Annotated in this window: 26 protein-coding genes and 1 pseudogene; 13 read left to right on the top strand and 14 right to left on the bottom strand. The window is 58.4% G+C overall.

Annotated features, from left to right (window positions below; translation table 11 throughout):
- Positions 1-34 precede the first annotated feature (34 nt).
- Complete coding sequence (locus ACMGGK_RS05475) at positions 35-637, top strand: XRE family transcriptional regulator (protein WP_049299948.1); 603 nt, start codon at positions 35-37, stop codon at positions 635-637.
- 43 nt (positions 638-680) lie between these two features.
- Positions 681-1,133 (top strand): GNAT family N-acetyltransferase, encoded by a 453-nt coding sequence (locus ACMGGK_RS05470; RefSeq protein ID WP_016926733.1) that lies wholly within the window; start codon positions 681-683, stop codon positions 1,131-1,133.
- Between the two features lie 2 nt (positions 1,134-1,135).
- Here ACMGGK_RS05470 and ACMGGK_RS05465 read toward each other — a convergent pair whose 3' ends face one another.
- Positions 1,136-1,753: a LysE family translocator gene (locus ACMGGK_RS05465; RefSeq protein WP_420276747.1), complete on the bottom strand. Its 618-nt coding sequence runs from the start codon at positions 1,751-1,753 to the stop codon at positions 1,136-1,138.
- A 193-nt stretch (positions 1,754-1,946) separates the two neighbouring features.
- Here ACMGGK_RS05465 and ACMGGK_RS05460 point away from each other — a divergent pair, with 193 nt between their 5' ends.
- Entirely contained in the window at positions 1,947-2,408 is a 462-nt protein-coding gene (locus tag ACMGGK_RS05460) for an Lrp/AsnC family transcriptional regulator (RefSeq protein ID WP_004941672.1), read from the top strand.
- A 34-nt stretch (positions 2,409-2,442) separates the two neighbouring features.
- Here the strand turns inward: ACMGGK_RS05460 and ACMGGK_RS05455 are convergent, their stop codons facing one another.
- Positions 2,443-3,651, bottom strand: coding sequence for an NAD(P)/FAD-dependent oxidoreductase (locus tag ACMGGK_RS05455; RefSeq protein WP_143779303.1), 1,209 nt, complete (start codon positions 3,649-3,651; stop codon positions 2,443-2,445).
- Between the two features lie 164 nt (positions 3,652-3,815).
- A complete protein-coding gene (locus ACMGGK_RS05450; protein ID WP_004941666.1) occupies positions 3,816-4,355 on the bottom strand; it encodes an RrF2 family transcriptional regulator in 540 nt (179 codons plus the stop codon).
- 339 nt (positions 4,356-4,694) lie between these two features.
- On the opposite strand from ACMGGK_RS05450, the gene ACMGGK_RS05445 reads away from it, so the two are divergent.
- The gene (locus ACMGGK_RS05445; RefSeq protein WP_004941664.1) at positions 4,695-6,164 is read left to right on the top strand and encodes a tetratricopeptide repeat protein; all 1,470 of its coding nucleotides are present in this window, start codon (positions 4,695-4,697) and stop codon (positions 6,162-6,164) included.
- 20 nt (positions 6,165-6,184) lie between these two features.
- On the top strand, positions 6,185-6,538 hold the full coding sequence (gene arsC / locus ACMGGK_RS05440) for an arsenate reductase (glutaredoxin) (protein ID WP_015378717.1): 354 nt from the start codon (positions 6,185-6,187) through the stop codon (positions 6,536-6,538).
- A 48-nt stretch (positions 6,539-6,586) separates the two neighbouring features.
- Here the strand turns inward: arsC and hda are convergent, their stop codons facing one another.
- Positions 6,587-7,288, bottom strand: coding sequence for a DnaA inactivator Hda (hda, locus tag ACMGGK_RS05435; RefSeq protein WP_025159568.1), 702 nt, complete (start codon positions 7,286-7,288; stop codon positions 6,587-6,589).
- Between the two features lie 272 nt (positions 7,289-7,560).
- On the opposite strand from hda, the gene ACMGGK_RS05430 reads away from it, so the two are divergent.
- Positions 7,561-8,076 (top strand): hypothetical protein, encoded by a 516-nt coding sequence (locus tag ACMGGK_RS05430; RefSeq protein WP_016926729.1) that lies wholly within the window; start codon positions 7,561-7,563, stop codon positions 8,074-8,076.
- Between the two features lie 33 nt (positions 8,077-8,109).
- Positions 8,110-8,358 (top strand): GlsB/YeaQ/YmgE family stress response membrane protein, encoded by a 249-nt coding sequence (locus ACMGGK_RS05425; RefSeq protein WP_016926728.1) that lies wholly within the window; start codon positions 8,110-8,112, stop codon positions 8,356-8,358.
- Positions 8,359-8,405: 47 nt separating this feature from the next.
- Here ACMGGK_RS05425 and uraA read toward each other — a convergent pair whose 3' ends face one another.
- Both uraA and upp read right to left on the bottom strand, forming a co-directional pair.
- Positions 8,406-9,695, bottom strand: a complete 1,290-nt coding sequence (gene uraA, locus ACMGGK_RS05420; protein WP_004941645.1) for a uracil permease — start codon at positions 9,693-9,695, stop codon at positions 8,406-8,408.
- Positions 9,696-9,902: 207 nt separating this feature from the next.
- Positions 9,903-10,529, bottom strand: coding sequence for a uracil phosphoribosyltransferase (gene upp / locus ACMGGK_RS05415; RefSeq protein ID WP_004941642.1), 627 nt, complete (start codon positions 10,527-10,529; stop codon positions 9,903-9,905).
- 255 nt (positions 10,530-10,784) lie between these two features.
- Between upp and purM the strand changes: the two genes are divergently transcribed.
- The 4 genes from purM (at position 10,785) to ACMGGK_RS05395 (ending at position 13,542) form a co-directional block, all read left to right on the top strand.
- Positions 10,785-11,822, top strand: a complete 1,038-nt coding sequence (gene purM / locus ACMGGK_RS05410; RefSeq protein WP_016926726.1) for a phosphoribosylformylglycinamidine cyclo-ligase — start codon at positions 10,785-10,787, stop codon at positions 11,820-11,822.
- Positions 11,822-12,460: a phosphoribosylglycinamide formyltransferase gene (purN, locus tag ACMGGK_RS05405; RefSeq protein ID WP_004941635.1), complete on the top strand. Its 639-nt coding sequence runs from the start codon at positions 11,822-11,824 to the stop codon at positions 12,458-12,460. The genes purM and purN overlap by 1 nt, the downstream gene beginning before the upstream one ends.
- Before the next feature lie 113 nt (positions 12,461-12,573).
- Positions 12,574-13,125, top strand: a complete 552-nt coding sequence (gene speG / locus ACMGGK_RS05400) for a spermidine N1-acetyltransferase (RefSeq protein WP_004941631.1) — start codon at positions 12,574-12,576, stop codon at positions 13,123-13,125.
- A gap of 201 nt (positions 13,126-13,326) precedes the next feature.
- Positions 13,327-13,542, top strand: coding sequence for a hypothetical protein (locus ACMGGK_RS05395; protein ID WP_164053805.1), 216 nt, complete (start codon positions 13,327-13,329; stop codon positions 13,540-13,542).
- A gap of 208 nt (positions 13,543-13,750) precedes the next feature.
- Here ACMGGK_RS05395 and ACMGGK_RS05390 read toward each other — a convergent pair whose 3' ends face one another.
- The 5 genes and pseudogenes from ACMGGK_RS05390 to ACMGGK_RS05370 all read right to left on the bottom strand — a co-directional run bounded on the left by ACMGGK_RS05390 (position 13,751) and on the right by ACMGGK_RS05370 (position 19,365).
- Entirely contained in the window at positions 13,751-14,116 is a 366-nt protein-coding gene (locus tag ACMGGK_RS05390; RefSeq protein ID WP_164053807.1) for a DUF596 domain-containing protein, read from the bottom strand.
- 9 nt (positions 14,117-14,125) lie between these two features.
- Positions 14,126-15,964: pseudogene (locus tag ACMGGK_RS05385) on the bottom strand (DUF637 domain-containing protein); the annotation flags it as partial.
- Positions 15,965-16,132: 168 nt separating this feature from the next.
- Entirely contained in the window at positions 16,133-16,360 is a 228-nt protein-coding gene (locus ACMGGK_RS05380) for an Imm31 family immunity protein (protein WP_151254632.1), read from the bottom strand.
- The gene (locus ACMGGK_RS05375) at positions 16,357-16,812 is read right to left on the bottom strand and encodes a polymorphic toxin type 17 domain-containing protein (protein WP_420277434.1); all 456 of its coding nucleotides are present in this window, start codon (positions 16,810-16,812) and stop codon (positions 16,357-16,359) included. Before ACMGGK_RS05375 ends, ACMGGK_RS05380 begins: the two co-directional genes overlap by 4 nt.
- Positions 16,813-17,697: 885 nt before the next feature.
- A complete protein-coding gene (locus ACMGGK_RS05370) occupies positions 17,698-19,365 on the bottom strand; it encodes a ShlB/FhaC/HecB family hemolysin secretion/activation protein (RefSeq protein WP_212562940.1) in 1,668 nt (555 codons plus the stop codon).
- A gap of 369 nt (positions 19,366-19,734) precedes the next feature.
- On the opposite strand from ACMGGK_RS05370, the gene ACMGGK_RS05365 reads away from it, so the two are divergent.
- On the top strand, positions 19,735-21,189 hold the full coding sequence (locus ACMGGK_RS05365; RefSeq protein ID WP_420276746.1) for an SIR2 family protein: 1,455 nt from the start codon (positions 19,735-19,737) through the stop codon (positions 21,187-21,189).
- Positions 21,186-21,677 carry a TIR domain-containing protein gene (locus tag ACMGGK_RS05360; RefSeq protein ID WP_048795067.1) on the top strand — a complete coding sequence of 164 codons (492 nt, stop codon included), beginning with the start codon at positions 21,186-21,188 and terminating at the stop codon, positions 21,675-21,677. Before ACMGGK_RS05365 ends, ACMGGK_RS05360 begins: the two co-directional genes overlap by 4 nt.
- 65 nt (positions 21,678-21,742) lie before the next feature.
- On the opposite strand, the gene pstB is transcribed toward ACMGGK_RS05360, so the two are convergent.
- The 3 genes from pstB to ACMGGK_RS05345 are packed head-to-tail and all read right to left on the bottom strand — an operon-like array spanning position 21,743 to position 26,401.
- On the bottom strand, positions 21,743-22,555 hold the full coding sequence (gene pstB / locus ACMGGK_RS05355; RefSeq protein ID WP_019452422.1) for a phosphate ABC transporter ATP-binding protein PstB: 813 nt from the start codon (positions 22,553-22,555) through the stop codon (positions 21,743-21,745).
- Between the two features lie 28 nt (positions 22,556-22,583).
- Positions 22,584-24,233, bottom strand: coding sequence for a phosphate ABC transporter permease PstA (gene pstA / locus ACMGGK_RS05350; protein ID WP_193843009.1), 1,650 nt, complete (start codon positions 24,231-24,233; stop codon positions 22,584-22,586).
- On the bottom strand, positions 24,230-26,401 hold the full coding sequence (locus ACMGGK_RS05345; protein ID WP_420276745.1) for an ABC transporter permease subunit: 2,172 nt from the start codon (positions 26,399-26,401) through the stop codon (positions 24,230-24,232). The genes pstA and ACMGGK_RS05345 overlap by 4 nt, the downstream gene beginning before the upstream one ends.
- Positions 26,402-26,526 lie beyond the last annotated feature (125 nt).

Genomic DNA, 26,526 nt, shown 5'->3' with positions numbered 1-26,526 from the left:
CTATATTGACCATTTTATTTCATAATATTGACCGATGAACGCCAAAGTCAACAGACCGACCGAGTTCGGCGCCGACGTGCAAACCGTCAGCGAAGCGGTGTCGCACCGCATCAAGCAACAAAGAAAAAGCCAAAAGCTATCGCTGGATGAGCTGTCGCGCCGGGCGGGCGTCAGCAAAGGCATGCTGGTGGAGATCGAGAAAGGCGCCGCCAATCCCAGCATCGCCATCCTGTGCAAGCTCGCAGCGGCGCTGGGTCTGTCGGTGGCGGACATCGTCAACGTCACCCGCGCGCCCGCCGCCTACCTGATTGAAAGCCAAGATATTCCCACGCTGTGGCATGGCGATCGCGGCGGCTCGGCCCGTTTGCTCGCGGGCACCCAAGGCCCGAACATGATAGAACTGTGGCGGTGGGAAATGGCGCCGGGGGAAGCCTATGCATCGGGCGGCCACCCGACGGGCACCTTCGAGCTGCTGCACGTTGAGCAAGGCGTCTTGAGCCTGGCCGTCGAACAGACCGAGCTCATGATTGCGCCGGGCTGTTCGGCGGTCGCCAAAACGGACGGCCCGCACCGGTACGCCAACGAAGGCGAAGACACGCTGATTTTCACCATGACGGTCGCCGAATTGCACGCCTGAACGGCAGCCCTGACCTGAACGCTTGCACAGGAGAAGAACCATCATGACAACCCCTGCCCCACGGGAGTGGCGGCGTGCGGACTATCTCGTCAGCACCGATCCCGTTCTGCTGGATCTCGATGCCATCCACGCTTTTCTGACCCGTTCGTCATGGGCGGAGGGAATCGATAAAGAAACCGTCCGCCAGTCGCTCGCCCACAGCCTGTGCTTCGGTTTGTATCACGAGGCCAGGCAGATCGGTTTCGCCCGGCTGGTCACCGATTACGCCACTTTCGGCTATCTGTGCGACGTGTACGTGCTGGAAACGTACCAAAAGAGCGGGCTGGGCCTATGGCTGGCAGAATGCTGCCAGGCCCATCCGCTGATGGCGACGCTGCGGCGAGTCATGCTGGTCACGAGCACCGCCCCCTGGCTCTACGAAAAAGTGGGCTATAGCGCCATCAACCGCCCCGACTTTGTCTGGCAGATCGCCCGGCCGGACATTTACCGACGGTAGCGCTATTTCAGCGCCTGCTCGGCCAGCAGCCCGAGGGCGATGACGATCATCGCCGCGCCGGAAATGCGCCCCACTACCTTCGCGGCCTGCGGGCGCGTGCGCAGCACCGACTGCGAACCAAACCCCACCAGCAGATACACCAGGCCGCAGCTGATCAAATGCACGACGCCCAACGCCAGCATCTGCATCGGCACCGACCATTCGGCTCGGGCGTCGGTAAACTGCGGCAGCAGCGCCAGAAACAGCAGAAACACCTTGGGGTTCAAGCCGCTGACGCACACGCCCTTGCCGGCCCAGCGCAGCCAGGAATCGGAACGCTGATCTTCACCGGCGCCAGGCACTGGCGGGTGCAGCAGCATGTTGAAACCGATCCACAACAGATAAGCCGCCCCCAGCAAGGTGAGCGCCATCAGCGCCAGCGGGTTGCCGACCAGCAGCGCGCCGACGCCCGCCACCACGATCGCAATCATCAGCAGGTGGCCAAACAGCAAGCCGGCGACGGCGGGCACCACCACCCGGCCGCGAATGCCCGCCGAGATCACATAGGCCCAATCCATACCTGGCGTGATCACCAACAAAATCGACACCCCCCAAAACGCGGCGAAAAGAGCGAGCGTCATGCCAGCGCCCTCTCAAACGCGCCGCGCCACATCGAACAGAGAACCATTGCGCTTTCCTCGTGGAAGAAGAACGGCCTCCGCCTGCCGCGGCGGCCGTAAAACCGTTCAACAGATGGCAAGAATATCCTCATGACGTTAAAATGTGCTTTCAATTACTTGCCTGAAATCGGCGTAAACGGGGAAATTTTTCCAAATGGATAAGATTGATCGCAAGATTCTTGCTGAACTGCAGGCCGACGGCCGTTTGTCGGTGACCGAGCTGGCCGAGCGGATCGGTTTGAGCGTGTCCCCCTGCCACCGCCGGGTGCGGGCATTAGAGGAGTCCGGGGTGATCAGGGGTTACCGCGCCCAGCTCGATCCCGGCAGCCTGGGCTATAATTTTTCCGCCCTGGTGTTCGTCACCATGCGCGAAGGCGATCGCCGCGCCGTTGAAACCTTCGAAAACGCCATGGTGGACATTCCGCAGGTGGTGCAGGCACAGCGGCTGTTTGGCGACCCCGACTATCTGTTGCACGTGATCGCTCGCGATCTGCCCGCCTTTCAGCAGCTTTATGACGAGAAACTCTCCGCCCTGCCGGGCGTGCAACGCCTGAGCTCCACGCTGGTGATGAAAACCGTGGTGCCGGAGCGTTCATTCCTGCCGTTGGGAAAATGACGACGGGAACGTTGCCGCTCCCGTTTTGACGACCTTAAGGCACAATCACGAAATCCGGATTGGCGATGGCGAACAGCGCCTCGCGATCCGCCGCCGGTGGATAAATCCACTGCGTGTTGATCTCCTGCTTAATCTTTTTGCCTGCCTGACGGGTAAAGCGCACCTGGCGCTCCCAGCCTTCGGTATACAGCGCCCCCCAGGGGCCCAGATCCAGACAGGTCACATACTTCGGCTGGCTGTACGGGTGCGTCGGCAACCCCGCCAGCTCCGCCGCCGCATTGTGGCCGGCCACGCGGCCAAGGCTCAGCGCATGCTGGCAGGTCATCAGGTTGTGGTTACCGAGATCGTCGGTCGCCGCCTTCACCGTATCGCCGGTCACGAAAATGCCCGCCGCCGCCGGCGCGCGCAGGAAGGCGTCGCCGATCACCCGGCCGCTGCCGTCGCGCTCGCCGGGGATTTGCTCGGTCAGCGGGTGTGCACGCACGCCCGCCGCCAGGATCACCGTGTTGGCGGCGATGCGCTCACCGTTCGACAGCATCACTCCCTCAGCGTCGATAGCCGAGACGCGCAGGCCGGCCCGCGCTTCCACGCCGCACTCCGCCAGCGCCTGGCGAATCACCGCCCCCGGCTCCGCGCCCATTCCGGCGCCCACTTCCGGCGCGCTATCGACGATCACCACGCGCACATTCTCGTCTTTGCCCAGTGCATCACGCAGCCGCTGCGGCATCTCTGCTGCACTCTCCAGGCCGGTCAGCCCCGCCCCCACCACCACGGCGGTGTTGCGCGCCGGCGTCGACGGTTTGGCCGCCAGCGCTTTAATATGGGCATCCAAACGCTGCGCGCTTTCCAGCGTATCGACGTTGAAGCCGTATTCGGCAAAGCCCGGCACCGCAGGCACGGACAGCCGACTGCCGGTGGCCCACACCAAACGATCGTAGGCCAACTCCAGGGGTTCCCCCGCCGCCGGCGCCACCGTGAGCGTTTTAGCAGCGGCATCGATACGCTCTACAACCCCGGCCAGGTGCCGCACGCCGACGGCGGCGAGCTGCGCGGAAATGTCCGGGTTCATGTTTTCCAACACGGCTTCATACAGGCGCGGCCGGATGGTAACGGTTGGCGTCGGTGAAACCATGAGCACCTCGATATCGTCATGCTTACCGGCGAGGGTAATGGCGCGCATGGCGGACACGGCGGCCCAAAAACCGGCAAAACCGGAACCGGCAATCACTATTTTCTGCGTCATGGGATGACTCCTTCATACAGGGTTAACCGGGCGATAAGGCTTGCCCGCAGTGTTTTCGGATGAACGATGCCGTTCCGCTCCCGTAACAAGGTGCAGAAGGCCCGCCCGCCCCTTCCGAAGAGGCGGGAAAAAGTGTGTTTCGCTTTTTTAAGGAAAGGCGGAGCTTAGGTCTTGGCGCGCGCCGTTTTGCCGCTGCGCGCGGTGCGTTCCGTCATGCGCTCGTCGAGCCAGAGGTTGACCTCACCGAAAAAGCCCTGCGGCGCTTTGCGGCCAAAGCGGGCTGCGACGGCGCCGAGGGTCTGCGCCGCCAGTGCATCGCGCATCGCCTTCTCCGCCTGCAGCATCACCGCATGGATAGCGCATTTGCCGGAGACCGCCCAATCCGGCGGGGAATCATCGAACACCGCACAGCGCCCGCGCACCTCTTGGCAATCGAACAGCGGCTTGTGCCCCTCGATGGCGTCGATAATTTCCAGAAAACTGATCTCGTCCGCCGGACGGGCCAGCCGGTAACCGCCGCGCACCCCTTCGCTGGCGGCGACGATCCCCGCCTTTTCCAGCTTGGGAAAAATCTTGGCGAGAAAGCTGGGGGAGATGCCTTGCAGCTCGGCGAGTTCGCGGCTGCTGAGCGCGCGCTGGTTATCGCCGACCAGCCACAGCAGGCAGTGAATGCCATATTCAACGCTGGTTGTGATGTACGCCATATGTCCGTTTTCGACCGTCAGTGAATCTTCAATAACGCAGACTATATGAGTCTGCGTTTATCTTGTCAATAAAACACAGACTAACTTTGTCTGCGTTTTATTAAAAATGCATGTCGCCAGCGACAAAAAAGCGCCCTTCAAAATGAAAAATAAAACTTTTTTGCTCGATTCGCGCTCGGCTAACGTTTCCTTGTCGCCTGCGGCTGACTATGATGTGATGGGTGCCGCCGCCGCGTTTTGTGAGCCGCCGCACTTTCGCGCGGATTGCGCCGCGGGAATAAAGAACTCTTGTCTGCTGCTGACGTCTTAGAAATGATTATTTAAGGGAAACGCCTGACTATGACCAACCGGTTGACCAAAACCGCGTTAGCGGTGCTGCTGCTCAGCACGCTGAACGCCACCGCCCTGGCGCCAGCACAGGCGGAAAGCCAGGACCAGTTGCCGGATATGGGCACCTCCGCCGGCGGCACCCTGAGCATCGGACAAGAACTGGCGATGGGCGATTTCTATGTGCGCCAACTGCGCGCCAGCGCCCCGCTGATCAACGATCCGCTGCTGAGCCAATACATCAATCAGCTGGGCAACCGGCTGGTGGCCAGCGCCTATTCGGTGCGCACGCCGTTCCATTTCTATCTGGTGCGCAACGACGAGATCAACGCCTTCGCCTTCTTCGGCGGCAACGTGGTGCTGCACTCCGCGCTGTTCCGCGTCAGCGACAACGAAAGCCAGCTAGCTTCGGTGCTGGCGCACGAAATCTCGCACGTCACCCAGCGCCACCTGGCGCGCGCAATGGAAGATCAACAGCGCAACGCCCCGCTGACCTGGGTGGGCGCGCTCGGTTCCATTCTGCTGGCGATGGCCAACCCGACCATGGGCATGGCGGCGCTGAGCGGCACCATGGCCGGCACCCAGCAGGGCATGATCAGCTTTACCCAATCGAATGAACAGGAAGCCGACCGCATCGGCATTCAGGTGCTGCAACGCGCCGGTTTCGATCCGGAAGCCATGCCCGACTTCCTGCAGAAACTCTCGGATCAGTCGCGCTACGCCTCCAAGCCGCCGGAAATGCTGCTGACGCACCCGTTGCCGGACAGCCGCCTCTCAGACGCGCGCAACCGCGCCAACCAGATGCCGAAACACATCGTGCAGTCTTCGCAGGATTACCTGATGGCCAAGGTGCGCGCACTGGGCATGTACAGTTCGGAAGGCTATGGCCTGAACGAAGAGCTGCTCGGCTCGCTCAGCAAGGGCAACGTGCGCGAACAGGCGGCCGCCAAATACGGCCGCGCCATTCTGTTCTATGAAGCGAAAAAATACGACGACGCGCGCAACATCATTCAGCCGATGCTGGCGCAGGATGCGAAAAACGTCTGGCTGATCGACCTGATGACCGACATCGATCTCGGCCAGAAACGCGCGCCGCAGGCGATCGCACGCCTGCAGGCGGCCAATGCCGCCCAGAACAACAACCCGGTGCTGCAGCTCAACCTGGCCAACGCCTATGTCGAAGGCAACCAACCGGCGCAGGCGTCGAAGATCCTGAACCGCTACACCTTTGCCCATCCGGACGATCCGAACGGCTGGGATCTGCTGGCGCAAGCCAGCGCCGCTCAGGGGCTGCGCGATGAAGAGCTGTCGGCCCGCGCCGAAAGCCTGGCGCTGACCGGCCGGCTCGATCAGGCCATCGGCCTGCTCAGCAATGCCAGCTCGCTGCAAAAACTCGGCAGCCTGAAACAGGCGCGTTACGATGCGCGCATCGACCAGCTGCGCCAACTGCAACAGCGCTTCCGCCAATACCAGCGCAGCTGATTCAACAAGGAATGAACGCCATGAAAAACGTCACGATTTACCACAACCCACGCTGCTCCAAGAGCCGTGAAACCCTGGCGCTGCTGGAACAGCACGGCGTCGATCCAAAGGTGGTGCTGTACCTCGATACGCCCCCTACGGTCGATGAGCTGAAAAAGCTGTTGAAGGAACTGGGCTTCACATCGGCGCGCGATCTGATGCGCAAAAAAGAAGATCTGTATAAGGAATTGAAGCTGGCGGACGACAGCCTGAGCGAAGAGCAACTGTTGGCGGCGATGACGGCGAACCCGAAACTGATCGAACGCCCCATCGTGGTGAAAGGCAGCAAGGCGCGCATCGGCCGGCCGCCGGAGCAGGTGCTGGAGATTTTGTAAATTCGAATTCGGGCGCGGACTATTGCGCCCTTTCTTTTACGGTAGCGGCTACAGCCCCAGAATTTCTTTAACGAACGGAATGGTGAGCTTTCGTTGGGCAGTGATCGAGGCGCGATCGAGCTGATCGAGAGTCATAAACAGCGTGCGCATCTCGCGATCCAGCCGTTTCAGCAGGAAGCGGCCCACGTCTTCCGGCAGCTCGAAGCCGCGCAGTTTGCCGCGCAGCTGCAGCGCCAGCAGCTTCTCTTCGTCCGACAGCGGCTGCAGCTTGTAGATCTGCCCCCAGTCCAGACGCGAAGCCAGATCCGGCAAACGCAGGTTCAGCTGACGCGGCGGGCGATCCCCGGTGATGAACAAACGGGTGCGGCCGGTTTCCAGGATGCGGTTGTAAAGGTTGAAGATCGCCATCTCCCACTCTTCGTCGCCGGCGATGCATTCGATATTGTCGATGCAGACCAGCGCCAGCTGTTCCATGCCGTCCAACACTTCAGGCACGAAGTAAGCGCGCTTGTCGAGCGGCACATAGCCCACCGCTTCCCCCTTCTGCGAAAGCTCGGCGCAGGCCGCATGCAGCAAATGGCTGCGCCCGCCGCCTTCACGCGACCAGAAATAGATATAGCTGCCATGTTCCTGACGGACGGCGGATTGGATCGCGGCTAATAGGGATGGGTTCTCGCCCGGATAAAAACTGGCGAAAGTTTCATCATCGGGAAGATAAAGTGGCAGTGAAAGCTGTGCCGGCGTATTCAGAGAAGCACCTCAACCAAAACTGGCAGAAAAACGTGGGCAGTTTAACACAGAAAACGGGCGCTGTTGAACCGGCTGGATCTTATGCCGCAATAGTGAACAATGCCTAAGCGCCGCTTGATTGGCTGCGGCCCCCGCCAAGGCAAGAATTATCCGAGTTAATTCCCTAACCCCATGCCTGCGCAGGTTAAATTTGTCATTTAAGCCAAATCTGGCCTAGTATAGGTAGGCTAAACGCAATCACCATCAACAAGGTTTCTGCAAGGATATAGACGATGAAAGTATGGAATAAAGTGCTGTTGGCCTCCTTTATCGGGTTGTTGGTTGCCGGCTGTGATGACTCGTCCAAGGTTGACGCCAACCTGGATAAAGCCAAAGACAGCGCCGAGCAGATGAAAGACGCCGCCCAGAAAAAAGCGGACGATCTGACGGACAAGGCGAAAGCGACGGCGGATGAAATCAAAAAAGAGGCCGCCACTCAGGCGGATCAGCTGAAAGACAAAGCTTCGGCGATTAAAGAAGACGCCGCCAAGCAGGCGGACGCCATCACCAACGACGCCAAGGCCAAGGCCGCCGCGATCAAAGACGACGCAGGCAAACAGAGCCAGCAGTTGGTGGATCAGGCCAAGGCCATCAAAAACGACGCCATCAACGGCGCCAACGATCTGACCGAGCAGGCCAAGGCGAAGACCGAAGCCATCAAGAACAGCGCCGAAAACAAAGCGCAAGAGTTGAAACAAGAAACCGATGCGGCGGTGAACGGCAATACTCAGCCGGCCACCCAGCAGTAAGCTATTCTCAGCCACAAAAGAAAGGAGCAGTAAATGGGGATTATTTCCTGGATTATCTTCGGCCTGATCGCCGGTATTTTGGCTAAGTGGATCATGCCCGGCAAAGACGGCGGCGGCTTTATTCTGACCGTCGTGCTGGGGATCATCGGCGCCGTGGTCGGCGGCTATATCAGCACCTTCTTCGGCTACGGCAAGGTTGACGGCTTCAACTTCGGCAGCTTCGTGGTGGCGGTTATCGGCGCCATCGTGGTGCTGTTCGTGTACCGCAAAATTCGCAGCTAAGGCGAATGCCATAAGTCAAAAGGGCAGCCCTTGGGCTGCCCTTTTCGTTACTTCTGCTCCGCCGGTTCGTCCGGCGCGTCGAGCACCTCTTCTTCCTTGCGGAACAGGCTGATGACCTTGAACAGCAGGCTCAAGCCAATGCCGACGATGGTCGCCAGCGCCATGCCTTTCAGCTCCGCCGCGCCGATATGCACCTTGGCGCCGCTCACGCCGATAATCAGGATCACCGAGGTTAAAATCAGGTTTTGCGCTTTGTTGTAATCCACTTTGGATTCGATCAGCACGCGAATGCCCGAGGCGCCGATCACGCCGTACAGCAGCAGGGAAACGCCGCCCATCACCGGCACCGGCACCGCCTGGATCGCCGCCGCCAGCTTGCCGATGCAGGACAGCAGGATCGCCAGCACCGCCGCGCCGCCGATCACCCAGGTGCTGTAGACCTTGGTGATGGCCATCACGCCGATGTTCTCGCCGTAGGTAGTGTTCGGCGTGGAGCCGAAGAAGCCCGAGAATACCGTCGAGATGCCGTTGGCGAACATCGAGCGGTGCAGGCCCGGATCGCGGATCAGGTCTTTCTTCACGATGTTGGCGGTCACCACCAGGTGGCCGACGTGCTCGGCGATCACCACCAGCGCCGCCGGCAGAATGGTGAAGATGGCGAACCACTCAAAGCGCGGGGTGTAAAAGGTCGGCAGCGCGAACCAGTGCGCCTCGCGGATCGGAGTCAAATCCACCACGCCCATGAAGAACGACAGCGCATAGCCCACCAGCACGCCGATCAGGATCGGGATAATCGCCAGGAAGCCGCGGAACAGCACCGAGCCGAGCACCGTGACCGCCAGCGTCACCAGCGAAATGGTGATGGTGGTCGAGTCGGCGCTGGCGCCTTCCGCCGGCAGCAGCCCCGCCATGTTGGCCGCCACGCCCGCCAGCTCCAGGCCGATGACGGCGACGATCGCCCCCATCGCCGCCGGCGGGAACATCACGTCCAGCCAACCGGTGCCGGCCTTTTTCACGATCAGCGCCACCAGGCAGAACAGCACGCCGCACATGATGAAACCGCCCAACGCCACTTCGTAACCGAGCGGCAACAGCAGCAACACCGGCGAGATAAACGCGAAACTGGAACCGAGGTAGGCCGGGATCTTGCCTTTACAGATGAACAGATACAGCAGCGTGCCGATGCCGTTGAACAACAGCACGGTCGCCGGGTTGATCTTGAACAGGATAGGCACCAGCACGGTGGCGCCGAACATGGCGAACAGGTGCTGGAAGCTGAGCGGAATGGTCTGGAGCAGCGGCGGGCGCTCGCTGACGCCGATGGCGCGACGGGTCATGTGTGCTTTTCCTCTGAGTCATTAATCGTTATGCAAGCTGAATTGTCTATGCTCAATGGATTTCAAGTTACAGCCAGGCGGCCAGGGCAATAATCCCCAGGAGCTTATATCAAATAAGTGACTGGGGTTATTGCCTGCAGCCAACAACGCTGTAGCTTGAAAGACGAAGAACATAAAAAAGCCGACTCGTTAAGTCGGCTCAAATGTTTACTTGGTACCAAATATCTTGTCGCCCGCATCGCCCAGGCCCGGCACGATGTAGCCCTTGTCGTTCAGACACTGATCGATGGAGGCAGTGTACAGCTCAACGTCCGGATGCGCTTTCTCCAGCGCGGCGATGCCTTCCGGCGCCGCGACCAGGACCAGCACCTTGATGCTGTGGCAGCCGGCTTTCTTCAGCAGATCGATAGTGGCGATCATCGAACCGCCGGTGGCCAGCATCGGGTCGACGACCAGCGCCATGCGCTCTTCGATGTTGGAAACCAGCTTCTGGAAGTACGGCACCGGCTCCAGGGTTTCTTCGTCGCGGTATACGCCCACCACGCTGATGCGCGCGCTCGGCACGTGCTCCAGCACCCCTTCCATCATGCCCAGACCTGCGCGCAGGATTGGCACTACGGTAATCTTTTTCCCTTTGATCTGATCCACTTCAACTGGCCCGCACCAGCCTTCGATGGTGACTTTTTCCGTCTCCAGATCGGCGGTCGCTTCATAGGTCAGTAAACTACCCACTTCTGAGGCCAGCTCACGGAAGCGTTTGGTGCTGATGTCATTTTCGCGCATCAGGCCAAGCTTGTGTTTTACCAGCGGGTGTTTCACCTCAACGATCTTCATCATTTTTCTCCTATTAAGGTGGTTGCGGCCAAAAAAATCGCGGGATTATACCTCCTTTTTTTCGCCGCGCCACCCACAATAGCCCGATCGGGATCAACAAAAGTTTGAATATCAGTATAGATGACGAAAAAGCGGAGCCGGTTCATAAGCCGCTCGCAAACGTTTGCCTGCGCTGTTAGAATTGCCGCGCCTTATTCCGGAATCAACATCGGAAGCACAGTTTTCAAACCGCAAACCGTCGTGGGGAATCGCGCAGTGACCGACAAAACCTCTCTCAGCTATAAAGACGCAGGTGTCGATATCGATGCAGGCAACGCATTGGTAGATCGCATCAAAGGTGTAGTTAAACAGACCCGTCGCCCGGAAGTGATGGGCGGTCTGGGCGGGTTTGGCGCCCTGTGTGCGTTGCCGCAGAAATACCGCGAGCCGGTGCTGGTTTCCGGTACCGACGGCGTGGGCACCAAGCTGCGTCTGGCGATGGATTTGAAACGCCACGACACCATCGGCATCGATCTGGTGGCGATGTGCGTCAACGATCTGGTGGTTCAGGGCGCCGAGCCGTTGTTCTTCCTCGACTACTACGCCACCGGCAAGCTGGATGTGGACACCGCGGCCAGCGTGATCACCGGCATCGCCGAAGGCTGCAAGCAGTCCGGCTGTGCGCTGGTCGGCGGCGAAACCGCTGAAATGCCGGGCATGTACCACGGCGAAGACTACGACGTGGCCGGTTTCTGCGTCGGCGTGGTCGAAAAATCCGAGATCATCGACGGCAGCAAAGTGCAGTCCGGCGATGCGCTGATCGCCCTGGGCGCTTCCGGCCCGCACTCCAACGGCTACTCGCTGGTGCGCAAGATCCTGGAAGTGAGCAACACCGATCCGACCGCCACTCAGCTGGAAGGCAAGCCGCTGGCCGACCACCTGCTGGCGCCGACCAAAATTTACGTGAAGTCCGTGCTGGAGCTGATCGAGAAGGTTGACGTACACGCCATCGCTCACCTCACCGGCGGCGGCTTCTGGGAAAACATTCCGCGCGTGCTGCCGGAAGGCATGCAGGCGGTGATCGACGAAGCCAGCTGGCAGTGGCCGGCGGTGTTCACCTGGCTGCAGCAGGCCGGCAACGTCAGCCGTCATGAAATGTACCGCACCTTCAACTGCGGCGTAGGCATGGTCATCGCCCTGCCGGAAGCCGAAGTGGAAGCGGCCATCGCGCTGCTGACCGCGGCAGGTGAAAAAGCGTGGAAAATCGGTAAACTGACCGCCTCTTCCGACGAACAACAAGTGGTCATCAACTGATGAAAAAGATCGTGGTGTTGGTCTCCGGCCAGGGGAGCAATCTCCAGGCGCTGATTGACGCCTGCCAGCAGGGCCGCATCGCCGCCGAAATCGTGGCGGTGTTCAGCAACAAGGCGCAGGCTTATGGCCTGCAACGCGCCGAAGCGGCGGGCATCGCCGCCCAAGCGCTGGATGCCAAGGCCTACGCCGATCGCACGGCGTTCGACGCCGCGTTGGCGGACGCCATCGACCAGTACCAGCCCGATCTGGTGGTGCTGGCCGGCTACATGCGCATCCTCAGCCCGCAGTTCGTGCAGCGCTATGCCGGCCGCATGCTGAACATCCACCCTTCCCTGCTGCCGAAATACCCGGGGCTGCATACCCACCGTCAGGCCATTGACAACGGCGACAGCGAACACGGCACCTCGGTGCACTTCGTGACCGAACAGCTCGACGGCGGCCCGGTGATCTTGCAGGCCAAGGTGCCGATTTTCGCTGACGACGAAGAGGATGACGTGGTTGAACGGGTGCAAACCCAGGAACACACGATCTATCCGCTGGTGGTGAGCTGGTTCGTCGACGGCCGCCTGGCGATGCGCGACGGCGCCGCCTGGCTGGACGGCGAACGCCTGCCTGAACAGGGTCACGCCGCCGACTGATGCGCGCAGCCTGAACCTTGCCTAAACGGCGCCCGCGCGGCGCCGTTTTTTTTCGCCTTCATCCATTCTGTGAAGTTATACTTTGCACAATTTCACGGCACAGAGGAGCCCACATGTCCAGCACTGCCAGCGTCAGGTTACGCCCATTGGAACGGGACGATCTGTCGTTCGTCCACCAGATGGACAACAACGCCAGCGTTATGCGCTATTGGTTTGAAGAACCCTACGAAGCCTTTGTCGAGCTTTCCGATCTCTACGACAAACACATCCACGATCAGAGCGAGCGCCGCTTTATCATCGAGCACGAAGGCGCCAAGGTCGGCCTGGTAGAGCTGGTGGAGATCGATCACATCCACCGCCGCGCTGAGTTCCAGATCATCATCGATCCCGCCCACCAGGGTAAAGGCTATGCCAGCACCGCCGCCCGCCTGGCGATGGACTACGGTTTCTCGGTGCTGAACCTGTACAAGCTGTACCTGATCGTCGACAAGGAGAACCCGAAGGCAATCCACATCTACAGCAAGCTGGGCTTCAACGTGGAAGGCGAGCTGATCGACGAGTTCTTCGTCAACGGCGAATACCGCACCGTGCTGCGCATGTGCATCTTCCAGCCGCAATATCTGGCGAAGTTCAAAACGCCCAATGATAAGCCGCTGGTGAAGTGATACTTAGCGAGAAAAAGTGAAAACCCGCCCAGGCGGGTTTTTTATTGGGAAATAAGTGGCTAGTATTAAGGGATGCTATTTATCGTCAGGAAATAGCCTGATGAATGTGGAAATAAATAATATTTAATCGAGATAATTAATCGAACAATAATTAATAGTGATAGTAAGAGTTACCCTCTGCCTCTACAAAGGAAAAATGCCATGACGACCGTCTCAAACCTGCTGCTTTTTATCGGCCTGGCGATGCTCGCCATCGCCGCCGGCCTGAATACCTATAGCGGCTACGCCTCCGCAGATCCCAATAGCACCCCGCTGTTTTCCCCGCTCTGGTGGACGCGCTGGTTCCCGCTCTATGCCTCGGGGGCCGCGTTGCTGCTGGTGGGGTTGGTGCTGCGGGTTTCGGGGCGGGGACGATAAAAACCCAATTTCATCGTAGATATTGCAGAACAAGTTATGCGGGAGACATATTATCAAAAAGAGCACTTTGTAACGCATCTGCACTCTAACAGAATCACTTATAACAACTGAGATGGAATAGATACAAGTTTAAAAAAACTAAAAACCCGCAACAGCGGGCTTTTAGTAGTCAAACAATAATATTACGCACTATTTATAACAACAGCATCTAAGTCCAATCTTGATAGCCGTTTTCGTGAATCCAGACAAGGCCAGCGGGGCATGCATCAGATAAAAACCAGTATCCATTAAAAGCGCCATACTCCATCTCTTCAGGAGTATTAGGAAAACTGGTTCTAAATTTATCGACCTGCTCTTTCACTGTTCCCTTCAAGAACTCGCCCCCGTTGCCAAGTTTTACTATCCCCTCATTCATCAAATGCTCGATAAACCAGAGGAATAACTCTTTTTCCTCATAAAAAGAAAGGCAGATCTTACCTGATAGACTATCCGGATGAATATTTTCCCAAATAGTCACCATCGATGCTCCCACAAGAGCTTCCTTCCTATTTTCATATTGCTCTATTGTAAGCATATAGATCACCTATCTAAACTTGATTTCAAACTTGTTATCGGAGAGATTCGATACTTTGTTTATATCTTTATTCCCAATAATATCAATCGTCCACCGAGCTTTCGACTCTTGTGCACTTGTAGAATAGTTTCTCAGGTTTATTATTTTCCCTTCAAACTTTGCATAGTACACAATACCTTTCGCGTTTCTCACCTCGTTAAGAGGGAGGCCTCCAGCAAGTGATTGCGCATAATCATAGATATCCTTATCACTAAGTGATTCAGAAGCAAAAACTTTTGTTGTTCCTTTTCTATTACTCCCTCCATCGCCTAAAACTTGAGCTATGGACTTACCAAAAACAGTTACATTACCATCTGGCTGCGTTTTGTCGAAAAGTTTAACCAACTGGTTAGTGTTAACCTTCTGCATGTCTCGCAGATAATCTGCCGTTTTAGTCGACAGATTCGCCCCGGCTGCCGTTTCTCCTTTGATAAAATCGGCAACCGGCTGAGTGTTGAACGTTTTTGTTTTATATAATTCGTCGGAAGCGCTCACCAGCTGTCGGCTCAACTTCCTCACGCTGTCTTCGGTTTTACCTAGAATCAATGTGCTGCCGGTGGTTACGGCGCCAGTACCAATAATCGCCTCTGGTGCCACAATATCTGCCGCATAAATACCGGCTTGGTTCAGGCAAAGCGCGGGGTTGGTTTTACAGCCGGCAATTGCCAATCGTGCAGCCAGAACCAATTCTGGCGCAGCTCCCACCAGCGTCATTCCCCCCGCAGTAAGTACCAGACCGCCGCCACCTACGGTCGCCACTATTGCGGCAGCTTCTCGGCGAGCCACAACACGTTTTGCCGCAGCAACATCGCCTTTATCAGCGGCCAAAATGTCTTTCTGATTATCCAGCGCATACTGCATCAACATATGTTCGGTCATGTTGTAGCGATAAACCGACTGCGCGCTGTCCGCAGCACTGTAGGCGCCTTCCCGCGTATGCGTTGTCAACGCCCCGGTCAGTGCACCGATGACGCGTGCCGTCTGCTCCTTGGCTTCGTTGCCGTTTAACGCTTCCTGCAGACGATAGAGCTGGCGTTCCTTTTCGTTGAGATTGGCCGGTTCGAACAACGTGCTCTGCATAACGACGCCGGCCAGTTCCGCTGCCAGCGCCCCGGCCGCCGCGCCTTTGCCATCGCCTCTGCCGATTTCCGCACTGATGCCCGCCAGTACCGCATGGCTGACGCTCCGGCCCGGCAACCCCAGTATCTCCCCGTTATCCCCTATAAGATTGGCACCCTCTGCCTGGATTTGGCTGCCGACATTCGCCAGCAGCGCGTTGGTCAGGTTGTCTTTGAAGCTGCCGCCGTTGATGGTGGTGTTGAGGCTCGAACTGATGACCGATTGGCCGGCCACGCGCTGCGCAATCTTGCTCCAGTCCTCATCCTTGATAAGAACCGGCAGCCGTGCCTTATCAGCCGGCACATTGGCGTCCAGCACCTGGTCAAAGCCAGCCAGCGCACCGCCAATGGCCATCGCGGTCGCCGTCGCCTTGACCGTCTGAGAATTGCCGAGCGCCTGCAGCGTTTTCGACAAATTACCCTGATTGTCGACCAGCGCCACCGCCACTTGGGAAGCCAGCAACGTCATGCCGGCATAAGCCGAACCGTACACTGCCGACGAAGCGGTCGCACCGGCCACGCCGGTGGCGGTCACGGCACTTTGGCCGGCCGCTGCGGCAAGCCCGGCTCCTGCAGTCACCGCCGCCGCCGCGATGGCAATCACCGCCGCCACCGCCGGGTTTAAATGCTGGCTTTTGTAGTCCCAACTGCTGTACGCATCCCTGACGGTATTCCACTGCACATCCTTGCGGGTATCGCCCCTGTGATTTCGTAGTAGTCCTGCCCGAAATAAATTTGTATCAAGTGCTCGAGCGCGGAAAAGGTACCCATTATTTTCATGATCCAGTCCTAAATGTTACCAACGGTGCGAAAGTGGGTCTTCCGCAGCTGGCGCTTCCATGCGCGTTGTGCATAAAATCTAGAAATAATCTTCTTGTTTCCCTTGCTTTCCTGTTGGTGCTACCTCGTCAATATCAAAGGATAAAAGGAAACTTTCTTCATAGAGTTTAATTGTATAGGCGTATATTACGCCGTTCTCTTCGCTGATTCCCATAACACCACCTTTCTTTCCTAAATATTTTGCATTTCGGTCGTTACGTGGATTGGAAATTTCAACTTCTTGATAAAATTCTATTTTTGCATTCATTTGTGCGTAATTTTCCCATCAAGCGATACATTCAAGTGCTTACCATCTCGGCTCGCCCACCCCAACTGAGCTTTCCCAGTTGGTGAAAGTTGGACGTCCCATTCAAACTCTTGACCTTTCGTTCTTGATGGACCTTTGGTCCATTCATTACCAAATTTATCTATATATCCTTTGTTTGGACCTCTTGGTAATGGGTTTGTTGGTTTGTAATTAGAGTCGGGTACGAATCTAATTTTCCCTTCATTAGGTAACTGAACATGTTTCATTCGGCCCTTAATCGACCAGACCTGTCCGGAACTCAATGTCCCATAAGGGTTGAAAAAAGGCTCATCTACATAAGCTAATGGGCCTTTTAACGCAGCTTTTTCCGATGCTTTAATGGCGTTGGTGGTGATCTTAACACCCAGTTTACCGGCACCGGCTGCCCCTGCAACCAGCCCCAGCCCGGCCATCGTCAGTTTACCAAACTCCAGACCGGCACCGTAAGCACCATCCACGCCCGCGTGTTCATACTTCGCCTTGAACGCCTCGACTCGCCCCAGGTATTCCTGTTTCACACTCTCGCCAATAATCGAGAAGCGATCATCGTTCTTTATCAGGGCGATTAATGCATCCGCGGCCTCACGTGGATTGCTGGCCACAGCGACCAGACCATCCACCGTATCGCTGATTTCAACCGGGATACCCGACACGACGCCGGCCACAAAAGCACCATCCTGGGTGTGGCTCGTGATACCCCAGTTTGCCAATACCAACGCTTTATCCAACGGCGTTTTCGCGGCCGCCAAATCCTTCTCCATCAGCTCCTGTTGTTTGTGACTGAGGTAGTTGTATCGGAACGCATTCTCACCGCCGGTGGCGCCGCTATAGGCACCATCAGACTTGCCGGTGAAGACTGCACCGGCAGCCGCGCCCAACACCCGTGCCATCTGCGCCTGTTGTTCCGATTTTTTCTGCCATTCCTCCGGCTTGATAATGTTGTCGCCCAGAATCACCCCGGCCAGCTCCGCCGCCAGTGCCCCGGCCGCTGCGCCTTTGCCGTCGCCTCTGCCGATTTCCGCACTGATGCCCGCCAGTACCGCATGGCTGACGCTCCGGCCCGGCAACCCCAGTATCTCCCCGTTATCCCCTACGTTGCCCGGCTTGATAACCACCTGCGTATTGCCGTTAGCGGCGGTAATGCCGGCAGCGAACGCCGGGTGCAACGGCTGGAAAGCCGTCAGGTAGATCAGCAAATAGCTGGCGCCCCGCGCCAGCGGATGATTGAGCTTATCCATATTCATTCCTTCGAAAGGATGTTGTTTTGAACGCCGAGGCGCTCCTGCTGTGTGCTGGCGTTATAACGTGACGGTGGCTTGCCAGTAGGCCACCCAACGATCCGGTTGCAGGCTGTCTGGGTGCGTCAGCGGTTTACCGATGGTGACCGCCTGATTGAACCAACGGCCGCTTAGCGTGGCGCCCAGCGCCGCCCCGACGACGCTGCCGCCGTCTATCTGCCCGGCGCGCCCCTGCAGCCAGCCGGCGTCTAACGCGCCGGTCAAAGAAAGCTCCCCCAGCCTCGGCAAGGTCTGCCATTGCCAGTTGAGTTCATTGCGCCAGTAGGCGCCGCGATTACCGGTCAGGTACTGCTCTTTAAAGCCACGCACCGAGTATTGCCCGCCGATGGAAATGCGCTCCCCGGCATACAGGTTGTCTGCGCTGGTTTGCCCATAGGCCGAGGTCAGGTAGTAGAGGGAGGGTGCGAGCGGATAGAAATAACTGGCGCTGAGGCCAAGCTTACGGAACTCGCTGCGCGGCGCTCCGTCGCGCTCCGGATCGTCGGCGGTGGCGCCCAGCATGCGCAGCCCGCGGCTTACCGTCGGGTTCAACGTCATATAGCCGCCGCCCGCGACCGCGCTGTAATTGAGACCCAGGCTGGCAATGCTGAGCGTCGGGCTGCTGACGCCCAACCGTTCACCCGCCAGCTTATTTTCCGTGGTGCGCCGCGCCAGGCCGATATCGACGGCCAGCTTGCGTTTGCCATCCCGCAGCAACGTGCGGTTGGCGCCCAAACGCTGGGTCTGGTTATTGCCCTGATAGCGGTAAGCCGCGCCGTTGAATGGCACCTGCTGGAAAAAATCGTTCCAGGCGTACTGGTAGCTGAACAGCCAATAGCCATAGGGTAAGGTGACGCTGCCGTTCAGGCTGCGGCTGCGATGATGTGGGCTGAAATCGTTATTGCGCGCTGCGGAGAGCGACCACTGGTCGGCCAGGCGCAGCGGGTTGTCCAGCACCACGCCGGCATTCATCTGCCCGGTGCCGGTGCTTTTCTGGCCGCTGTTATCGGCGCCGAAAGAGAAAGAGACCGGCGCGTGCGTGGCGCCACGCAGCAAAACCACTTTGGAAAAGCCGGGTTGCTCGCCAGGTTGAATATCGATGGTCACCTGCTGCGAAGCCAGCCGGTTGAGCTGCTCCATGCCCTGCTCGATATCGCGCAGATTCAATACGTCGCCGACCAGGCCGGGGAACGCCATCTTCAACGCCGGCGTCTGCTCGCCGCTCTGCGTGATGGACTCGATTCGCCCTTCGCTGACGCTGACGACCAACACGCCACGGGAGATATCCTGCTCCTGCAGCCAGGCCTGCGAAGTGACATAGCCGCGTTGCAGATAAGCATTGGTGGTTTCACGCACCAGGCGGTTGATGTGCTCCAGCGTCAGACAGCTTCCCTGATACGGGCGCGCCAGGCTTTCTTTCACCGACCAGGAAAGATGCTCGGCACCCTCAAAAACAATCTGCCGCACCGGCTGGCAAACCGCTCCTGCGGCGGCTGGCACAGGCAGCGGTAACGCCGGCAATTCAACGTTATTTTGCAGCGCCTCGCGCTGTTGCTGGGCCTGTTCCAGCAACGTTTTCTGCTGTTGGGTAATGCTGTCGCGATCGGCAGGGCTGGTGATTTCTGCGCACCACGCCGAGCTGCAAAACGCCAAAAGCACAGGCCAAATCCTCGGCTTCCATGCACACATTTAAATACATCAATTTACGTTAATTTACATACCTTAGCGGAGTATATACATTTTATGCCACCAATCAATGATAATGATAATTAATTTTGTTTAATCTAAATCACAATGCGGAAAAAATGCGCATATGCCACAGCTACTGCGGCTTATTACCCAGAGTGCATTTAATTAATATTAAAATTAAAAAAATGAATAGTAAAAACAAATAAATTCAATATAAAAATAACACGTTCAACATCGACAAAAACAAACAAGCAGAGTTTACAAAGTTAATTCACCCTTTTATCTTGGTAGTTCTATTCGCATAATTAATTCATAAGAAACATAGTTATTAATTAACCAATAAAGAAAAACAATATCGGGAATAGCCTCATGTTTAACCGTGATATAGAACTGTTTATTCGTGATTACGTTAATGATATTAAAGCTGGCAGCGCCGCACTGTTCGCCGGCGCCGGGCTGTCCATCCCCGCCGGTTTCGTTAGCTGGAAAGAGCTTATCGGCGATATCGCTTATGAACTGGGGCTGGATATCGAAAAAGAGAGCGATCTTATTTCCCTGGCGCAGTATCACCTCAATGAAAAGGGCAACAGACATAAGATAAATCAAAAAATAATTACAGAATTCGCTGAACAGGCGGAAGAAACAGAAAACCACCGGATTATCGCCAGATTACCGATAGCGTCACTTTGGACCACCAACTACGACGACCTGATTGAAAAAACCTATGCCCGCTATAATCGCGTATGCGACGTTAAAACCACACCGGAAAGCCTGACCAATAACATTCACAAACGTGATGTTGTTTTATATAAAATGCATGGTGACTATAGAAATCCCAACCAGGCGATTATCACCCGCGAACAATACGAAACTTACTCCCGTACACACCTTCCTTTTATCAACATGCTGATGGCGGAGCTGACCGCTAAAACCTTCCTGTTTATCGGTTTCAGCTTCGAAGATCCCAATCTGCAATATGTGTTGAGCCGCCTTTACGCGCAGTACGGCGAAGGGCAGAGAAACCACTACTGCATCATGCGGCGCGTCCAGCTCGGCGACAGCGGCAGCGAGGATCAGGCGTCCTGTGACTACAACAGCCGCAAACAAGGCTTGATGATTAACGATCTGCGCCGTTACGGCATTCAAACGCTGTTAGTGGATGACTATCGGCAAATCACTGACCTGCTGTATGCCATCGAAACGCAGTTCAAGAAAAGCACGGTGTTTATCTCCGGCAGCGCCGACAACTACCAGCCCTATGCCCGTGAAGAGTCCATCCAGTTCATACATCGTCTGGCGCGCCTGCTTATCCGCAAACAGTATCGCATCGTCAACGGTTTCGGCTGGGGCGTAGGCACGGCGGTGATCAACGGCGCACTGGAAGCCATTTACGACAGCCAAGGAAAAATCAGCGAAAGCCAGTTGGTGTTGCGTCCTTTCCCCCAATTCGCCAGCGGCGGCATTACCCTACCGGCTCTTTGGCACGAATACCGTCAGAACATGATTTCGCTCAGCGGCATCGCAATCTTTTTGTTCGGCAACAAACGCAACGCCGAGGGCGAATACGTGCAGGCCGACGGTTTATTGAAAGAGTTCCAGATTGCCACGGAACAAGGCTGCGTCTGCATTCCTATCGGTTGTACCGGCAGCGCATCTGCCGAGATCTACCGGAAAATCAAGGAGGAAATGAAAGAAACCCTCTACCACCGCAACCCCGCCGCCATGAATCTGCTGGATCAGCTTAACGAACCGGGCGGCCTGGCGGAGAAGAAAAAAAGCCTGTTGGCGCTTATCGATATCATTACTAAGGATAACCCCCGATGACCAGAAAATGTTTTTACAGTTTCCATTATGAGCCGGACAACTGGCGCGCTTCTCAGGTACGCGAAATGGGCTCGCTGGAAGGTAACCGGCCAGCCACGGATAACGATTGGGAGGAAGTGAAAAAAGGCGGTGACGCCGCCATCGCCGCTTGGATCAAGGGCCAGTTGGACAATCGCAGCTGCGCCGTGATTCTCGCTGGTAAAGATACCGCTGATCGCAAATGGATTAATTTCGAAATATGCGAGGCTTGGAAAAAAGGCATGGGCGTGCTGGTGGTGTATATACACAATTTGAAAGACAGCGCCGGCGACCAAACCACGAAAGGTAAAAACCCGTTGGATTACATTAAGCTGGGTGACGCAAAGCTTTCCACAATCGCCAAAGCCTACGATCCGCCTTATTCGACCAGCACCAATGTCTATAACCATATAAAAGACAATTTGGCTGAGTGGGTAGAAGAAGCGATCCGCATTCGCAAAAATTACTGACGCCCCTGATAGACAAAAGGCTGCACGGTTGTGCAGCCTTTCGTTTGTTCATAGCCCAAACGGCCTCACCCATACCGCCCGGTAATATAATCCTCGGTGCGGCGCTGGCGCGGCGAGGTGAAAATGGCGTCGGTGTCGTTGTACTCCACCAGCCGGCCCTGATGAATAAAGGCGGTGTAGTCGGAGACCCGCGCCGCCTGCTGCATGTTGTGCGTCACCAGCACCACGCTGTAGCGCTGCTTGAGTGCGGAAATCAGCTCTTCGATGGTCAGCGTGGAGATCGGATCGAGCGCCGAGGTCGGCTCGTCGAGCAGCAATACTTCCGGCTCGATGGCGATGGCGCGCGCGATCACCAGGCGCTGCTGCTGGCCGCTGGACAAGCGGAACGCATTTTCGCGCAGCCGGTCCTTCACCTCATGCCACAGCGCGGCGGCGCGCAGCGAACGCTCCACCGCTTCATCCAGCAAGCGCCGGTCGCGCACGCCCTGCAGCCGCAGGCCGTACACCACGTTTTCATAGATCGATTTCGGGAACGGGTTCGGCCGCTGGAACACCATGCCCACCCGCCGCCGCAGCGCCGCCACGTCGATCTGCGCGCCGGAGATCGCCGCGCCGTTCAGCTGCAGATCGCCCTCGATGCGGCAGTTGTCCACCAGATCGTTCATGCGGTTGAAACAGCGCAGCAGCGTCGATTTGCCGCAGCCCGAGGGACCAATCAAAGCCGTCACCCGGTGCTTCGGGATACGTAACGAGATATCGTGCAACACCTGCTTGTCACCATAAAACAGGTTCAGGCCGTTGACCGCCAGCGCGGTCTGTTCATCGTCGAGATGCTGGACATCCAGCCGGGGCAAACTGCCTGGCGTCATCAAACCCATTACGCACTCCCCAAAAATAGCGTCATTGTTACTGCGACCATGCTCGGTACCGCTCCCTCAACGAATGGCGGATACCCATCGCCGCCAGATTCAAACTCACCACGATCGTCACCAGCAGGAAGGCGGTGGCGAACACCAGCGGCCGCGCCGCCTCTACGCTCGGGCTCTGGAATGCCATATCGTAGATCTGGAAGCTCAAATGCATAAACTTCCGCTCCAGGTGCAGATACGGGAAAATCTCGTCCACCGGCAGCACCGGCACCGATTTCACGACCCCCACCAACATCAGCGGCGCGGTCTCCCCGGCGGCGCGCGCCACCGCCAGGATCAGGCCGGTCATCATCGCCGGCGCCGCCATCGGCAGCACGATGCGCCACAGCGTCTCGGCCCGGCTGGCGCCCAACGCCATCGAGCCCTGCCGCAGCGAGGTGGGAATGCGCGACAGCCCTTCCTCGGTGGCGACGATCACCACCGGCAGCGTCAGCAGCGCCAGCGTCAGCGCCGCCCACAGCACGCCGGGCGTGCCGAAAGTCGGGTTGGGCAAGGATTCAGGATAGAACAGCTGATCGAGCGTGCCGCCGATCATATAAACGAAGAAGCCGAGGCCGAAGACGCCGTAGACGATCGAGGGCACGCCGGCCAGGTTGACCACCGCGATGCGGATCACCCGCGTCAGCAGATTGTTGCCGGCATACTCGTGCAGATATACCGCCGCGATCACGCCAAACGGCATCACCACGATCGACATCAGGATCACCATCAACACCGTGCCGAAAATGGCCGGGAACACCCCGCCTTCGGTATTCGCTTCGCGCGGGCTGTCGGTGAGGAACTTCTTCACCTGCTCGCCCCAGTGCGCCAGCTTCTCGACGGTGTTCATGGCGTTCGGGTACCAGGCATCGCGCACCTGACTGAGCGGAATGGTCAACGTCTGCCCGTGCATGTCGCGCAGCAGCAGCGCGTCGCGCTGGCGATCGCGGTTCAGCCCCGCCAGACGTTCGGACAGCAGCTGATACTGCCGCTGCAGCTCCAGCCGTTCGGCCTTGATGGCGTCCTGCGCGCGGGCGTCCAGCTTATCGTCGCGCTGCAGGCGCTTTTCCCGCAGCCGCAGCGCGTCAAACTGCTGATTGATGCGCGCCATGTCGCGGAATTGAATGTCGTGCGCCTGGCGCGAGAGCGCGGCGATTTGCGGCAGCCGCTGCTGCAGCGCCTGCCCCAGATTGCGGCCGGTCAGCGGTTGCCCATCCTCCAGCAGCCCTGCCAGATAGCCGTAGGCGGTGCCATGGCTATCACGCTCCAGCACCAGCAGGCTGCGCGGCGTGCTTTGGCTGCGGATGTCTCTGGCCAGCAGCGTGCGGAAATCCTGCCCCTCGCGCTCGCGGTTGCCGACCTTAATCAGATAGCGTTCGACGCTCTGCGCCTCGCCCGGCGGCGTGACGCCCGCCTCGGCCAGTTGGCGCCGGGAAATGCTTTGTTGCTGGTACAACTCACCGATCACCGTCACCGGCCCGGCGCCGTTCTGATTCAGTTCGAACTGATAAACCGGGCTCGGCCAGAAATAGCGCATCCCCTGCCCGGCCAGCAGCAACAGAATGCCGATCAGCGCCAGCAGGCTGACGGCCACCGAACCGGCGGTCAGCCATATCCACGGCGACCCGCTCTTCACCCAGCTCTTCATGGCGCCTCCTGATTCGGCGTGTAACGCTTGCGCAACCGCAGGCGCACCGCCTCCGCCAGCGTGTTGAACACGAAGGTGAAGACAAACAGCACCAGCGCGGTCAGGAACAGCACGCGGTAATGGCTGCTGCCGGAGACCGCCTCCGGCATTTCAATGGCGATGTTGGCCGCCAGCGCGCGCAGCCCCTGGAACAGGCTGCCGTCGATAATCGGCGTGTTGCCGGTGGCCATCAGCACGATCATGGTTTCCCCCACCGCGCGGCCAAAGCCGATCATCAGCGCGGAGAAAATGCCGGCGCTGGCGGATGGCAGCACCACCTTGATCACCGTCTGCCACTGGGTGGCGCCCAGCGCCAAAGAGCCCTGGCTCAAGGTTGCCGGCACGCTGAACAGCGCGTCCTCCGCCAGCGAGAAGATGATCGGCACCAGCGCGAAGCCCATCGCCACGCCCACCACCAGCGCATTGCGCTGATCATAATTATCCCCCAGCCAGAAATGCAGCGGCTCACCGAACAACGCCACCTCCAGCCGCGGCCCCAGGCTGAGCGCCAGCCACACCGTCAACGCCAGCAGCGGTAATAGCAACAGCAGATCGACGCCCGGCCGGCAGCGCGGCATAAAGCGATGGGTCAACGCGCCGCACAGCAACACCGCCGCCGCCAACAGCAGCGGCAACGCCAGCACCGCCAACAGATACTGCTCGATGATCGGCGCCAGCCAAATGCCGGCCACCAGCCCGATCACCACCGTCGGCAGCGCGCCCATCACTTCGATAGCCGGTTTGATCACCCGCCGCAGCCCCGGCGTCATAAAGTAAGCGGTATAGATGGCGCCGGCCAAGGCCAGCGGGATGGCGAACAGCATCGCGTAAGCCGCCGCCTTAAAGGTGCCGAAGATCACCGGCATCAGGCTGAATTTGGGTTGGTAACTGTCTTCGCCGGAGGTGGACTGCCAGACATAGGCCGGCTGCGGGTAGTTCTCATACCACACCTTGCCCCACAACGAACGCCAGGTGACGTCCGGATACGGGTTGTCGAGCGCATAGCGCTGCCAGCCCTGCGCGCTCTCCAGCAGCAGGCCATCGCCGCGCGGCGCGAACGCCATCTGCCGCACCTCGGCGCCCAAACGGGTATTCAGCAGCGGCTGCGGTTGAATGGCGGAGAACAGCGAGAAGCCGCCATCGGGCCGCAGGGTGGCGAACACCCGGCGGTAAGGCTCAGCCACCGTCAGCTCCTGCCCGTCGGCGCCGTGGTCGAAATGCTGCACCGGCGTCAGTCGCCAGCGCTGCTCTTTTTCCACCTCGAACCACTCGCGCAGGTTGCCGTCGGCGCCCTTGATCAGCAGCGCGCTGCCGCCGGGCAGCGCCGTCATCTGATACGGGGCGTGTTCGCCAAGGGTACGCGTTTCACGCAGCTGCAGCTGTGCGCCGTCGATCTGATAACGCGCCAGCCGGTTGCCGGTCAGCAGATAAAGCTGGCGGCCATCCGGCGTCAGCACCAGCTGCTCCCCGTCGTGCTCCAGCGGCCGCTCGCTAAACTGTGGCGGCCGGTCGGGGCTGAAGCGGCCGAACACCAGCCGCCGATCGTCGGTCACTCCGGCCAGCAGATACTGCCCGCGATGCGCATCCGCCAGCGACAGCAGTTTCAGCGGCTTGCGCTGTGGATCCAGCGCCAATGGCTGCTGCCCGAGCGGGAACTGCCACTGCGGCCGGCCGTTTTCCGCCGTGGCGAAATCCGCGCGCGCCACCACCAACCGGCCGTCAGCCTGCGCCAACGCAAACAGATCGCGCTCGCCGGCGGCCTGCGCGAGCAGCGTCGGTTTGGCCAACAGCGTCTGCTGCGCCAGCGGCGTCTGAGCCTGGCCGCTCGGCGCCGGCGTCAGGCGATAAAATTGCCCCGAGCCCTGCGCGTCGATGCGATAACCGACGCGCTGCTGCACGTCCATGCCCAGCGCCAGCGCCGGGGCCGATACCGTGAGCGGCAGCGGCTGCGCCTGGCCGAGCGAGGCCGGTTTGAACAACGGCAGCACCGCAAACAGCAGATAAACGAAGATCAGCATCAACGTCATCAGCACCATCAGCCCGCTGGCGGTCACTGCCGCCTGCACGCCGCGGTCGATGCGCCCGCGCATGCGATCTCGGGGATGTTGATTGGCCGTCGTCTGTGTCATGTGTCTCGCTGTCGCTGATGTAATCGGGCTTGCGCCGTAAGATAACCGGGCATCTTATGTCAGTTTTATGACGTTTGCATGACAAAGTTACCCGTCATAACTCAGGTTTTTTACACTGCCATCAG

It is taken from the genome of Serratia sp. BNK-33-b, assembly GCF_048684565.1.
Lineage (GTDB): Bacteria > Pseudomonadota > Gammaproteobacteria > Enterobacterales > Enterobacteriaceae > Serratia > Serratia marcescens.
Note: the sequence above shows the minus strand (reverse complement) of the source record. Positions and strands in the feature narration are given on the sequence as shown.

Bases quoted from the DNA above. Each gene is read 5' to 3' on its own strand.
- ACMGGK_RS05475 (WP_049299948.1), top strand. From the start codon at position 35: ATGAACGCCAAAGTCAACAGACCGACCGAGTTCGGCGCCGACGTGCAA.
- ACMGGK_RS05470 (WP_016926733.1), top strand. From the start codon at position 681: ATGACAACCCCTGCCCCACGGGAGTGGCGGCGTGCGGACTATCTCGTC.
- ACMGGK_RS05465 (WP_420276747.1), bottom strand. From the start codon at position 1,753: ATGACGCTCGCTCTTTTCGCCGCGTTTTGGGGGGTGTCGATTTTGTTG.
- ACMGGK_RS05460 (WP_004941672.1), top strand. From the start codon at position 1,947: ATGGATAAGATTGATCGCAAGATTCTTGCTGAACTGCAGGCCGACGGC.
- ACMGGK_RS05455 (WP_143779303.1), bottom strand. From the start codon at position 3,651: ATGACGCAGAAAATAGTGATTGCCGGTTCCGGTTTTGCCGGTTTTTGG.
- ACMGGK_RS05450 (WP_004941666.1), bottom strand. From the start codon at position 4,355: ATGGCGTACATCACAACCAGCGTTGAATATGGCATTCACTGCCTGCTG.
- ACMGGK_RS05445 (WP_004941664.1), top strand. From the start codon at position 4,695: ATGACCAACCGGTTGACCAAAACCGCGTTAGCGGTGCTGCTGCTCAGC.
- arsC (WP_015378717.1), top strand. From the start codon at position 6,185: ATGAAAAACGTCACGATTTACCACAACCCACGCTGCTCCAAGAGCCGT.
- ACMGGK_RS05430 (WP_016926729.1), top strand. From the start codon at position 7,561: ATGAAAGTATGGAATAAAGTGCTGTTGGCCTCCTTTATCGGGTTGTTG.
- ACMGGK_RS05425 (WP_016926728.1), top strand. From the start codon at position 8,110: ATGGGGATTATTTCCTGGATTATCTTCGGCCTGATCGCCGGTATTTTG.
- uraA (WP_004941645.1), bottom strand. From the start codon at position 9,695: ATGACCCGTCGCGCCATCGGCGTCAGCGAGCGCCCGCCGCTGCTCCAG.
- upp (WP_004941642.1), bottom strand. From the start codon at position 10,529: ATGAAGATCGTTGAGGTGAAACACCCGCTGGTAAAACACAAGCTTGGC.
- purN (WP_004941635.1), top strand. From the start codon at position 11,822: ATGAAAAAGATCGTGGTGTTGGTCTCCGGCCAGGGGAGCAATCTCCAG.
- speG (WP_004941631.1), top strand. From the start codon at position 12,574: ATGTCCAGCACTGCCAGCGTCAGGTTACGCCCATTGGAACGGGACGAT.
- ACMGGK_RS05395 (WP_164053805.1), top strand. From the start codon at position 13,327: ATGACGACCGTCTCAAACCTGCTGCTTTTTATCGGCCTGGCGATGCTC.
- ACMGGK_RS05390 (WP_164053807.1), bottom strand. From the start codon at position 14,116: ATGCTTACAATAGAGCAATATGAAAATAGGAAGGAAGCTCTTGTGGGA.
- ACMGGK_RS05380 (WP_151254632.1), bottom strand. From the start codon at position 16,360: ATGAATGCAAAAATAGAATTTTATCAAGAAGTTGAAATTTCCAATCCA.
- ACMGGK_RS05375 (WP_420277434.1), bottom strand. From the start codon at position 16,812: ATGGCCGGGCTGGGGCTGGTTGCAGGGGCAGCCGGTGCCGGTAAACTG.
- ACMGGK_RS05370 (WP_212562940.1), bottom strand. From the start codon at position 19,365: ATGTGTGCATGGAAGCCGAGGATTTGGCCTGTGCTTTTGGCGTTTTGC.
- ACMGGK_RS05365 (WP_420276746.1), top strand. From the start codon at position 19,735: ATGTTTAACCGTGATATAGAACTGTTTATTCGTGATTACGTTAATGAT.
- ACMGGK_RS05360 (WP_048795067.1), top strand. From the start codon at position 21,186: ATGACCAGAAAATGTTTTTACAGTTTCCATTATGAGCCGGACAACTGG.
- pstB (WP_019452422.1), bottom strand. From the start codon at position 22,555: ATGGGTTTGATGACGCCAGGCAGTTTGCCCCGGCTGGATGTCCAGCAT.
- pstA (WP_193843009.1), bottom strand. From the start codon at position 24,233: ATGAAGAGCTGGGTGAAGAGCGGGTCGCCGTGGATATGGCTGACCGCC.
- ACMGGK_RS05345 (WP_420276745.1), bottom strand. From the start codon at position 26,401: ATGACACAGACGACGGCCAATCAACATCCCCGAGATCGCATGCGCGGG.